The sequence below is a fragment of the Sedimenticola selenatireducens genome (assembly GCF_963675335.2).
Lineage (GTDB): Bacteria > Pseudomonadota > Gammaproteobacteria > Chromatiales > Chromatiaceae > Sedimenticola > Sedimenticola selenatireducens.
Map to the genome: position 1 here is coordinate 379,951 of NZ_CAXXYC010000001.1, position 11,950 is coordinate 391,900.

General features: G+C 55.2%; 11 protein-coding genes. 1 reads left to right on the top strand and 10 read right to left on the bottom strand.

Annotated elements, in window-relative coordinates:
* Positions 1-3: 3 nt before the first annotated feature.
* Entirely contained in the window at positions 4-2,007 is a 2,004-nt protein-coding gene (locus ACHZBF_RS01825) for an ATP-binding protein (protein WP_321527496.1), read from the bottom strand.
* Between the two features lie 241 nt (positions 2,008-2,248).
* On the opposite strand from ACHZBF_RS01825, the gene ACHZBF_RS01830 reads away from it, so the two are divergent.
* Positions 2,249-2,995 carry a c-type cytochrome gene (locus tag ACHZBF_RS01830; protein WP_051302127.1) on the top strand — a complete coding sequence of 249 codons (747 nt, stop codon included), beginning with the start codon at positions 2,249-2,251 and terminating at the stop codon, positions 2,993-2,995.
* A gap of 71 nt (positions 2,996-3,066) precedes the next feature.
* Here ACHZBF_RS01830 and ACHZBF_RS01835 read toward each other — a convergent pair whose 3' ends face one another.
* From ACHZBF_RS01835 to ACHZBF_RS01875, 9 genes are all read right to left on the bottom strand, one after another.
* Positions 3,067-4,356 (bottom strand): NAD(P)/FAD-dependent oxidoreductase, encoded by a 1,290-nt coding sequence (locus tag ACHZBF_RS01835; protein ID WP_029133267.1) that lies wholly within the window; start codon positions 4,354-4,356, stop codon positions 3,067-3,069.
* Between the two features lie 18 nt (positions 4,357-4,374).
* Complete coding sequence (locus ACHZBF_RS01840) at positions 4,375-4,995, bottom strand: c-type cytochrome (RefSeq protein WP_029133266.1); 621 nt, start codon at positions 4,993-4,995, stop codon at positions 4,375-4,377.
* Between the two features lie 182 nt (positions 4,996-5,177).
* Entirely contained in the window at positions 5,178-6,119 is a 942-nt protein-coding gene (locus tag ACHZBF_RS01845; RefSeq protein ID WP_037375111.1) for an ankyrin repeat domain-containing protein, read from the bottom strand.
* A gap of 39 nt (positions 6,120-6,158) precedes the next feature.
* The gene (locus ACHZBF_RS01850; protein ID WP_029133264.1) at positions 6,159-6,731 is read right to left on the bottom strand and encodes a NapC/NirT family cytochrome c; all 573 of its coding nucleotides are present in this window, start codon (positions 6,729-6,731) and stop codon (positions 6,159-6,161) included.
* 398 nt (positions 6,732-7,129) lie between these two features.
* Positions 7,130-8,965, bottom strand: coding sequence for a nitric oxide reductase activation protein NorD (locus tag ACHZBF_RS01855; protein WP_321527497.1), 1,836 nt, complete (start codon positions 8,963-8,965; stop codon positions 7,130-7,132).
* A 2-nt stretch (positions 8,966-8,967) separates the two neighbouring features.
* Positions 8,968-9,987, bottom strand: a complete 1,020-nt coding sequence (locus ACHZBF_RS01860) for a 4Fe-4S binding protein (protein ID WP_321527498.1) — start codon at positions 9,985-9,987, stop codon at positions 8,968-8,970.
* A 5-nt stretch (positions 9,988-9,992) separates the two neighbouring features.
* Positions 9,993-10,811, bottom strand: coding sequence for a CbbQ/NirQ/NorQ/GpvN family protein (locus ACHZBF_RS01865; RefSeq protein WP_051302125.1), 819 nt, complete (start codon positions 10,809-10,811; stop codon positions 9,993-9,995).
* A 27-nt stretch (positions 10,812-10,838) separates the two neighbouring features.
* Positions 10,839-11,114 (bottom strand): cytochrome C oxidase subunit IV family protein, encoded by a 276-nt coding sequence (locus ACHZBF_RS01870; RefSeq protein ID WP_029133261.1) that lies wholly within the window; start codon positions 11,112-11,114, stop codon positions 10,839-10,841.
* 8 nt (positions 11,115-11,122) lie between these two features.
* Positions 11,123-11,737: a cytochrome c oxidase subunit 3 family protein gene (locus ACHZBF_RS01875; protein ID WP_037375108.1), complete on the bottom strand. Its 615-nt coding sequence runs from the start codon at positions 11,735-11,737 to the stop codon at positions 11,123-11,125.
* Positions 11,738-11,950: the final 213 nt, after the last annotated feature.

Sequence of the window (11,950 nt, forward strand, 5' to 3'; positions counted from 1 at the left end):
CGGTCAGAGGTAGTTCGCCAGCAGCTGGTAGATCTCCTTCAACCCGGCCGGTTTGCTCAGGTAGTCATCCATGCCGGCTTCCAGGCAGCGCTCCCGATCACCAGGCATGGCGAGTGCGGTCAGTGCGATGATAGGCGTCTTGGCCATCACCGGGTGTTTGCGCAGTTGTCGTGTCACCTCCAGCCCATCCATGTCACTGAGCTGAATATCCATGAGTATGATGTCGGGTAGATGCTCATAGGCCAGTCTGAGAGCGTCCATACCGCTACTGGCGCTCAGTACATTGAAGTCCTGCAGCCGCAGAAAATCACTTAGCATGGCGCTATTGGCCGGGTTGTCTTCGACTAACAGAAGCTTGGTTTCCTGTAGCGATTGCGGTTGTATGGGGGACTCATCGGTATGTTCCTGGGATAACTTGTGATGATGCGCCGTGTTGTCATCGCTGCACCAGGGTAGTCTTACGGTAAACCGGCTACCTGTGCCGGGCGTACTCTCCACCTTGACCTCACCACCATGCAGTTCTGCCATTCGTTTGACCAGGGTCAGGCCGAGTCCGGTGCCGCTGTAACGCCTGGTTGAGTCATTGTCCAGCTGCACGAAGGGCTCAAACAGGTGCTGCTGCTGTTCCTTCTCGATGCCGATACCGTTGTCCCAGACGGCTAATTCAATGCCGGCATTGTCTCCAGCTGTGGTGATCTCAAGACCGATCGTCCCTCCTTCAGGGGTGAACTTGATCGCATTTCCAAGCAGGTTGACCAGGAGCTGTTTCAGTCGACGGCCATCGCCGTGGATCAGTTTCACCGCCGGGTCGATCTGCTGTATCAGGTGGTGTTTTTTGCTGATAGCGGGTTGCCGGACCATTCGCAGGCTGGCTTCGGCGAGCTGGTCGACCGGTAGATAGTCCCATTTAAGCACCATTTTTCCCGATTCCACCTTGGCGACATCCAGGATATCGTTGATCAGGGTGAGCAGGTGGCGGGAGCTCTCCTGGATAGTGGCCAGGGAACGGCCCTGTCCACTATTTATTGGACCGTAGAGTTGGTCCTGCAACATTTCTGTCAGTCCCATGATGGTCGTCAGCGGAGTGCGCAACTCATGACTCATGGTGGCCAGAAACATGTCCTTGGTCTTGGCCGCGCGTGCCAGTTCCGCATTGGCAATGTTGAGTGCCCGGGTGCGCCGTTCCACGCGCTCAGCCAGACGTGATTGCTCCTGTTTGAGTCTGCCCTGAGATATGGCGACACTCTCTTGCATGGACTTCAGCGCCTGCAGCAGTTCACCGGCCTCATCGTCTCCCCGTGCCGGTATGACGCCATTGAGATCCCCCCGGGATATACGTCGGGCCACTTGGGTGGCCTCAGCGATGGGCCGGGCGATCAAGCGATCGGCAAACCAGACCAGCGTTATCACCGTGAGTGTCAGGAGTCCGATCACCGCAAACAGAATGCCCTGTTCAACCTCCGACTGTTGTTGGGCAATCTGCTCCAGCCTGGCCGTCTTGTAGTCGAGAGTGGCGTCCACCACCTGATCCATCAGTTTTGTCGGCTGGCGATCAATGCCCCTTACATCCCGGTCAATATCGATATAGGTGCCCCCGGTGATATTGCGGTTTGTGTTCAGCGCGTTCCGGTATTGCCCGCCGAGAGTTTCGTGTGCCTGCTGAAAATCGCGGGCGGCTTTCCAGGAGACTGTTCCCGGTTCCAGCAGTTCGAGCAGATTGTTGATGCTCTGCTGAGTCAGTTGTTCTGCGCGCTGAAACTGATCAAGGTACTGCGCATAAAGTTCAGCCTGGTGTCCCCGAATCAGGATGTTTTTCCACTCCTGAACCTGCTTTTTGAAATGGACCTGGGTAGTGAGGCTCTGGGTGACAACGTTGAATGTATGCTCGGTTATCCTGTTGCTATCAACAGTGGCCTGCCTGAGACTCATGAAGGCGTAATAGCCTACCGCCAGGTTGATGACGAGCGCGGTGCTGATCGTGGTGAAAAGCTTCCAACGGATGTTCATGGTGTGGGAATATCGGGTCCTTGTCAGCCAGGTCACAGTGTACAACAGAAGCGCTTGAAGCCGGTGATTCTGGCGAACTAATAAGCTTAATTGATCCTGAGATCGAAACCCCTGTTAAGGGAAATACCCAATTGAAGTGATAACTTTTATCCAGTTACCCTGCAGGGCCACCTTGACCCCATCAAGGCTGGGTAATAACAATATTAAGCGGTACTGAAGGGAATCCGACTGGGAGGCTGTAATGATGTTAAAACGAGGTGGAGTAGGAGTTGTGTTTGCGCTGCTTTCGTCCGGGGTTTCTGCCCAGGGGCTGGAAGAGGCTGCCAGGGAGGTGGAGGAAGCGCTGCATTTGACCCCCGATGCGGAAAACGGCAGAAAGGTATATATGGTCTGTACCGTCTGTCATCGTCCTGAAGGCTGGGCCAGCCCGGATGGTATGTATCCGCAGATTGCCGGCCAACAGGCCAGTGTGCTGATCAAGCAACTGGCGGATATTCGGGCGCGAAACCGTGATAACCCGACCATGTTGCCTTTCACTTCACCACGGCTGCTGGGCGGGGCACAGGAGATTGCTGATGTGGCGGCTTATATTTCTGCCCTTCCGATGAATCCCAACAATATGGTTGGCCCCGGATTTGATCTTGAGCTGGGTGAGCGCCTGTATAAGGATGAGTGTGCCGAGTGCCATGGTCCCGCAGGTGAGGGTGACAAGAAGGACCATATTCCCCTGATCCAGGGGCAGAACTACTTCTATCTGATTCGTCAGTTTGACTGGATACGCTCCGGCAAGCGTCGCAATGCGGACTCAAAAATGGTCAAGCAGATTCAGCGTTTCACTCCGCGTGAAGAGTATTCCGTGCTGGACTACGTTTCCAGAATCAGGCCGCCGGAGAATAAGCTGGCACAGCCCGGATGGCAGAATCCCGATTTCCCTGATTATGCCCGCCACCCCTGGCAGACTTTGCCGGCATATCAGATGGCGCGCTAGTCAAGGGGGCAGGTTGAGGAAAAAGAAACGGGGCCAATCGGCCCCGTTTCTTTTATGCGTCAAGCTGAATGTCAGCCAAAGATATCGTGGGTAATGTTGTTGAACCAACTGTGGGCGTAGGCCACCTCCCGCTTGAACACCTCTGGGCTGGCATCGCCTGGAGTCAACCCGCCGGAGACCGAAGCGATCTTCGAGCGATCTTCCGTCAGGCGGTAGACGGCTGCCACGGAGAAGGCATAGTCTTTACCGGCAATGGAGTAGCAGGTGTTGATATAGGAAGGAGTGCCGGGCTCCTGGCCATTCAGCATGGCCACGATGGCAGCGGCGCAGACCTTGGCCTGGGAGTTGGCGGAGTAGCCTGATTTCGGCATGCTGCTGGCGATGCTGGCATCACCGATGACATGGATGTTCGGGTGAATTGTTGATTCGAAGGTTCCAAGGTCAATCGGACACCAGCCGCTGTCGTTGGTCAATCCGGCTGCAAAGGCGATGGCGCCTGCCTTCTGCGGCGGGATGACGTTCAGTACATCAGCTTTGATCTCGTCACCAAAGGCGGTCACGACCGAATTGTTGGCCGCGTTCACCTTCACAACACCGGCCTCTTCCTGCTGGCCGTGCCACTCGATCATGGCATTGTCGCTCTCGTAGCCGTACATCTTTTTCCAGGCGCCGACAAACAGGCCCTGTTTGGAGAACTTCGGCTTCGGGTCAAAGATCATTACCTTTGATTTCGGCTTGTGCTGCTTCAGATACATGGCGATCTGGCTGGCGCGTTCGTAGGGTCCCGGCGGACAGCGGAACGGGTTCGGCGGCGCAGCGATGACCACGGTGCCACCATCCTTCATGGCCTCAAGCTGCTGACGCAGCATGGCGGTCTGCGGGCCGGCCTTCCAGGCGTGGGGGATTTTTTCGGCGACTTTTTCGTCGTAGCCTTCTATCTTGTCCCACTGGAAATCAATACCGGGTGCGACCACGCAGCGATCATAGTTATAAGTGTTGCCATCGGAAGCCTTGACGACACGGGCCTTGGCATCGATACCGGTGACCTTGGCGTGTACCACTTTGACGCCATGTTTGCCCAGGCCGCTGTAGCCGAACTTGATGGAGTCCAGGGAACGATCGCCACCCAGCACCTCGTTACTCATATAGCAGGTGTAGTAGTTGCTGTTGGCCTCAATCAGGGTGACATCCGCGCTGGGGTCCGCCATGCGAATATATTTTGCAGCGGTGGCACCGGCGGTACCACCACCGACCACAACCACTTTTTTTGACGCGCCCAGTGCGATATAGGGCACACCGATCAGACCTGCAGCGGTTGCCGCGCCAGCAGTTTGAATAAATCCTCGACGTGTAATCTTCATGTTCATATGTCCCCTATCTTATTTCTGCTGGCTTGCGTAGAAGTTGAGCAGGGCGATAACACCGTCGCTGCCCTCTCTTTCCAGCAATTCTGATAGTTTTTTCTTCATCTTCTTAGTGGCTTCACGATCGCCCGCCTTGTAGTCGGCGAGGGTCCAGTTTACATAGGGTGTCCACTGGCCAGCGAGAACGCCCGCGTCATCTTCAGCCGACTGTCCACCATCGGCATGGCATTTTTCACAATACTTGTCGTGCAGTTTGGCACCTTTCGAAGCCAGGTTGGCATCGAAGGACTGTTTTGCCTTGACGAAAGATTGGCCGGCGTAGAACTTGGCCATGGCCTTGATTTCATCTTCGGTGTAACCCTTGGCGATGCGGGTCATGATGGTTGAAGGGATATCACCGCTGGCAAAGCCAACCATGGTCTCTTCAAAATAAGTGGGAGAGAGTCCGGCGATGCTGGGTGCTGCGGGTCCCATGCTGTTGCCATTGGTTCCGTGGCAACCGGCGCAGGTGTTGGACAGCATGGCGGCATCCGCGCCCATCATTGTTTTTGGCTCATCGGCTGCAGTAGCTGAGAACGCGGCGCCAACCGCGAGACCAGCGACCAGTGCGGCCCTAGTTAAGGTTTTATACGCCATGATACCTCCTTTGGTTTTCAGGCTTTTCTTTGGCAAGAGGGTTTAGGAGCCTCTTTTATACAATGCATGATATACCAGTTACCTGGCTTCTCTTGCACCACTTGTTACGACATGAATATAGCGTTTTCATGTCCGGATGTACCGGCATGCCGGATACAAATCTATTATCGTTTCCTGTTTGTTCAGGATTCACCGGCCAGCAGTGAAATCACTTTTTTATTCCGTTTCTTTTTAGCAATATCGGCAGCAGTACGTCCACTTTTGTCCGTCAGGGCGGTATCCGCGCCGTTGATCAGCAGCAGCTTGACCAGCTGCTCGTCCCGCAGGGTGGCCGCCTCCATCAGTGCGGTGACACCGTCATTGTCGGCGCTATTCACATCCGCCTTGCGCCGAAGTAACAGTTCAACGGCCTCCAGTCGGCCCCGGCCGACCGCCCAGATCAATGCAGTGGCACCGTCATGGTCCCTGGCGTTCACATTGGCGCCCTTTTCCAAAAGTGCTTCCATCACTTCCAGGTGTCCTTTGTCAGCCGCAATAATCAGTGCCGAACTGCCATGTGCGTCACGGGCTTCGGGGTCGGCGCCCCGTTCAATGAGCTTGGTGGCGGTTTCCGTATGCCCTTTCTCCGCCGCATGCATCAGAGCAGTGCGTCCGTCATTGTCGCCCTGATTGGGGTTTGCGCCCTTGTACAGCAACTGTTCGACCATATCCGTCAGGCCGTAACGTGCCGCTATACTGAGTGAATCCCATCCGGCACGGGTTCGTGCATTAAGGTCGGCACCGCGCTCCAGCAGCATGGCGGTGAGGGCCGAATGTCCATTCTCCGCGGCAAAGGTGAGCGCGGTACAGCCAGCGGATGCTACGGCGTTGACATCGGCACCACGGGTTAATAGATAGGCCGTAGTCTCAAAATTGTCATTCTGTATGGCCATCATCAGGGCGGTAACGCCAAACTGATTGCCACTGTTTACATCCACACCCTCATTCAAGAGACGCGTTACCGTGTCGATATCCCCGATACTCGCGGCCAGTCGATACTCAGCCTCTTTGGCACTGTCTCCCGCAAGAGCGGGAGCGACAATAACCAGATGTAACAGTATGGCGAAGATCCAGTTCTGCTTCATGATCTTAACCGTCTCCCTTATTTGAACCGTGAATAATGATCAACCCTTGTTATCTGTATTCTCTTCAGGTTCATCGGGTTCCATGTGGGCTATGCCCTTGTGGCAGTCAATACAGGTCAAACCCTCATCGACTGCGCCAGAATGCCGTTTGCGGGCCATCCGGCTCTGTGTGCTAAGGTCCATCTGATTAAAATTGTGGCAGCTGCGGCATTCGCGCGAATCTGTTGCCTTCATCTTGGCCCATACCCGACTGGCCATATTCCAGCGATGGGCTTCATATTTCTCTTTAGTGTCGATAGTGCCCAGAATTTCATGCACTACGTCTTTATAGGCCAGCACTTTGGCCACAATCTTGGGCCCAAACTCCTTGGGAACATGACAATCAGAACAAGTCGCCCGGACACCTGAGGTGTTGAGGTAATGAACAGTCTCCTTGTACTCCTCAAAGTTGACCTTCATGGAGTGACATGACGTGCAGAACTCCATTTCATTAGTCGAGGAGAGGCCTATATTGAATAGCCCGGTAAAGAGTATTCCCGCTGAAAATACCAATACAAGGATGACGATGAATTTTTTCCTTGAGGTGTTTCCACCGTTGGAACTGCCTGTCATACACAACCCTCAAATATATCCATGAACTTAGGCGTGGGTTTTGCGTGAATATTGGGAAAAGGGCGGCAGGGAAGGATAATAATATTTAACGAAAATACCCCAAGCCTCGCTGATTAGTGCCTGATCCCCGCTTCTTATGCCCCTCTAAACACAGAATTTCTCTTTATTATTCACAATGATGGTACGGGATATTCGGGGTTTTTGCAAAGCAGCTGGTGGTTTTCCACTATATGATCTAAGTCGCTTTCGATAGTTGGGGGAAACCAGTAAAAATATTGTTATCTTATTGATTTAACAGGTGATTATTGAGTGATATATTGGGAGTTTATGGGGTATTGATATTTGCTGTGCTTCAATCAGAAAATTGAATGGAGGTTTTTCGGCTGGCAGCCTGTATCTCAGGCGGTGAGTTTGGCATAGAGCAGTGGCAGTTCGCGCGGTAGCTGTGAGGGTTTGTGGATAACCACGTAGCTACCGGTACCAAACAGGTGGGGGAGGTAGTCATTAGCCTGTGCATCGATGGTGACACAGAAGGGTTGTAGTCCCAGTTGACGCGCTTCATGGATGGCACGGCGGGTATCCTCGATGCCATAGCGTCCTTCATATTTATCCAGGTCGTTAGGTTTGCCATCGGTAAGGATCAATAGCAGTCGGCGGCCGGCCGGCTGCTCCTTGAGGAGGTCGCTGGAGTGTCTGATAGCCGCCCCCATACGGGTGTAGTAGCCAGGCTTGATGGCATCGATGCGACCCCGGACGGTCCCGGAATAGTGTTCATCGAAGGTTTTCAGCTGGTGCACCCGTACCGGATCCCGCTTGCGGGAAGAGAATCCATACATGGCGAACTGATCACCCGTGGCAGAGAGACTCTCGGCAAACAGGAACAGTGAGTCACGGATAACATCGATAACCCGGGTGTGGTTGTTTACCCAGGTATCGGTAGATAGCGAAAGGTCGGCCAATAGCAGGCAGGCAAGATCGCGGGCACCTACGCGCAAGTCCTTGTACAGGCCGTCACTGGCGGAAGTATGGCCGGCCGCGCGGTCGCTGGCATAGCGCAGATAGGCATCGAGATCGATCTCGCAGCCATCCTGCTGGCCCCGGTGCCAGATACGGGCCGGTGTCAGGTGCTGAAACTGGGCGCGCAGTTTTTTTGCGGTCTTGCGCAGGCTGTCAGGCAGGTCCCGTGGCTGGGCATCGGCTGCCATCATCGGCAGTACGCGACAGTGATCCGGGATCAGTTTCTGCTTCTTGAAGTCCCACTCCGGCAGCAGGATGCCTTCGCCGAGGACCAGATCGTCGTTGGCTTCTGAGGGCAGATCCAGATCAAAGCGCAGTTTGCCGGCCGATGCCTTGGCATCACGACTGACGCTGAGATTATCCATATCCTTCAGGGCATCCGCGGCGCTGTCCAGGTCTTCGTTCTCCTCGGAGCCGCGGTCCAGATTCATGAACTCACCCCAGGTAAAGATATTCTCCATGCGGATGGTGATCAGGCCCTGGTCCTCCTTCTCGGGTTTTTTGGCTCGCTCCGCCTTGTGTCGCTGTTGGTCATCGATCTCCTTGGTTTCGCCACTACCGCGTTCACCCTCTTGGTCTCCCGCGTTGCCGGAGGAGGGGGTGGCAATCGGCGGGAAGGGGTGCAGCCAGAGCGGGACCGGTTGTGGTGGTCGTTTAGCCACCGGCAGACGGTCGGTACTGCCGGGATGCAGCAAGGCCTGACGGATGGCGGATTCCTGGGCTGCCTCCGATGGGGGTAGCTGGTCCACCGGCATGCGTTCCGCCAGGTGAGCTTCAACCAGCAGTTTGTAGCGCCTGGTTATCCCGGGGTAATCATGCAGGGTTTTTACGGTCAGGCGCTGGTTCTTGGTCAGCCAGGCCTCTTCCTCCTGGTGATCCCCGACGGCCAGGGCGGCCAGCCAGGTATAGAGATAGTGATTGAGTTGTTTTTCCGGAAAGTAGTCGATGGATGCGGGAAGCCGTAGCGATTGTTCATCCCGCCAGGCTAGTTCGATCCGTTTGTTGCTGCCGGCGATACGCTGCAACAGACCGCGTCGTGCACCATGTTCCGTGGCATTGGCTGCGGAAACCTCCAGGCCACCATCTCCACCCAGGGCACGGAACATGATACCGACGGTTAGTTCCATCTCCTCCAGGTGAACGGCGGCTTCCGGATAGCGGGTATCGGCTATCCGGGTAATCATGCGGTGCCAGAGCTCGCCGACTTTCTCTTCCATGCCTACTGTTCCTGGAACCCTGTTGTAATATCGGCCTGGTGCTGTGGTTTGTCTGGTATCGATGTGGGCGGTGATGCTTTTTTGCCACTGGCCTCGCGTCCCGTGACCACCGGCAGTGCTTCCAGATCGGCCACCCATTTGAGCAGCCCGGGGCGTGTCTGCTGTGCCTGCACCTGGTTGCAGGCCGATATGCACTGGGCACATTCGGTGCAGGTGAACATTTTTCGCTTGATCGAGCGCGGCTTCAGCCGCATGGGACAGGCGTTGTCACAGGCGTTATTACAATCGGAACAGAGGTTGGCCCGCTTGCGGTCAAAGCCCACTACCATGCCCTTGTCGTTGGCCATCCAGGCCAGGCTTTGGAACAGGCCCACCGCGCAGCCGAAACGACAGAACAGGTGGCGGGCAAACATGAACTCAATGAACAGTAGCAGCGTGCCAATGCCGAGGAAGCGCATCTGATTGGGCGTCAGGGAGGCGGTGATCAGGTTGTGATAGATCTCAAATGGCGGCAACAGATAAGTCAGCAGTGACAACGCCCAGAGAAAGGCGAAAAACAGTGCCGCCAGCACCGTTACCGGCCAGAAGCGCCTGTCCGGTTTTTGTACCGAGCCGTTGGGTTGCAGTTCCGGTAACGGATTCTTCTCCCAGATGCTCGGCTTGCCACTGGCGCGATACATCAGTTTATTGATCGTCTCGACTACCGAAAAGTGGGGGCAGAGCCAGCCGCAATAGAGCCTGCCAAAGCGCCAGGCCGCCCAGATCAGGCCGCCGCCAACCATGGCGATGGGTAAGAAGCCACGGAAGATCAGATTAAAGGCCGCTTGTCCGGGGCCAATTTCGCCTGCGATGAAGGCGTCCAGACCCAATGTCCAATGTTGGCCCAGAAAGAAGAAATGGTTCTGGGTCAGGTCAAAGCGGAACAGATCCAGGGGTGGGGCCAGCACAAACAGGGTGAAGAATCCGGCCTGAAACCAGAGCCGGTTCTTTTGCTGCTTGGTTGCACTCTTGACCAGATCCATAACAATCAGTTCCCGAAAGCGATATCGACTACTTCCATCAATGCCCGGGTGGTTTCTTCGTCATCGGTCAATGGTTCCACCATGGCCGCCCGACAGGCCTCAACGGGATCGTAGCCACCAAGAATAAGTGTTGCGGTATAGACCAGCAGACGGGTTGATGCGGCCTCTTCCAGGTCATGGTCCTTGAGGGCGCGCAGACTGTTGGCCAGGTTGACCAGCCGCCTGGCCATCATGGCATCGATCCCCGTCTCGCCAATAATTACCTCCTGCTCCAGTTCGGCGTTGGGAAAATCGAAGCGTGCCGCAACAAAGCGCTGCCGGGTACTTGGCTTCATGCCCTTGAGCAGGTTCTGATATCCCGGGTTGTAGGAGACTACCAGCATGAACTCAGGGGGGGCATGCAGGGTCTCGCCAGTACGTTCGATTGGCAGGATGCGCCGGTCATCGGTCAACGGATGCAACACCACCGTGGTGTCCTTACGTGCTTCAACCACCTCGTCCAGATAACAGATGGCGCCTTCCCGGACGGCCCGGGTCAGGGGACCATCGCTCCAATAAGTGCCGCTGTCACCGATCAGGTGCCGGCCCACCAGATCGGCGGCTGTCAGGTCGTCATGGCAGGCGACGGTGTATACCGGCCTCCCCAGACGGGCGGCCATGTAGTTGATAAAACGGGTTTTGCCGCAACCGGTCGGACCCTTGATCAGCATCGGCAGCTGGTGTTTGTAGGCGTGCTGGAACAGCTCAACCTCATTACCCTGTGGCTTGTAGAAGGGGGTGTCGAGTGCCACGGTCTGTTCCGCGGTCTGGGGCGCGTTGCTCATGCCGTTAGTTCCGTTATCAATGAATGTTCAGTTGGAGAAAATAAAGGCCGTGGCGATCAGTCCGCCCGGGATAATCAGCCAGACTGACACAGGCCAGCGCCACGGTCCACGCAGTTTGCCCAGGCCCATGAAATAGGCGCCCACCAAGTGGCCCTTGATTATGGCGATGCCAAGCACTAGCAGGGACAATTCAAGACCGCCCAATCCCTCTTCACCGATCGAGTAGGTAACGAAGGTCAACGCAATCAGGATTCCGTATACCCAGGTACTGGGGAGTATGCCGAGAAAAGGTTTATTACTCATGGATCACCTCAGCGCATTACGTAAACGAGTGGAAACAGGATCAGCCACACCAGGTCCACCATGTGCCAGTAGGAGGCGCCGGTCTCGACGCCGGTATGCTCCTGTGCGGTGTAGCCGCCTTTCTTTGCCTTGATAGCGACTGCGGCGAGTATCACCATTCCCATGATCACGTGCATGTAATGGAAGAACGTGAGAGACAGGTAAAACATATAGAAGGTGTTGGTGCTGAGATTGATGCCCTGTTCTATATGGTGACTGTACTCACCGGTCTTGACGGCAAGGAAGACCGCTCCCATGCCCATCGCGGCAATCAGCCAGCGGGTACAGGCTGCGCTGTGGTTTTGCTTGATTGCCGAGACCGCGCGCACCACAAAATAGGAGCTGGTAATCAAGGCGAGGGTATTGATCAAGGCTGCCTGGCGATCCAGGTGAAGCTGGAATTCGTTGAACAGCTCGACATTGTCCATTCGGGTGAAGGCATACGCGCCAAAAAAGACCGCGAATACCAAAAGCTCGGCGAGGATGAATATCCAGATCGCCAGATCCCCGGGAGGATAGCGATTTGCCTGATCAGGATCGAATGTTCCTTGATCAGGATCGAGTGCATCTACTGCCTGTGTCATCAGTTAAGCTCCATTGTGTCCAGGGATGGACTGATGCCGCGAAGGCCAAGGCTGGCCGGGAGCGGCGGGTAATTTGTCAATCGTTTGAATAAATATTCAATAGACCTTTTAAATCAGGTAGTTAATACGATTCGTCGATTAAGTTACCAGAAAGATAGTGGGGGGCGAATTGACAAATGTTAAATAAGATAAAAAATATCCGACTATTTTACT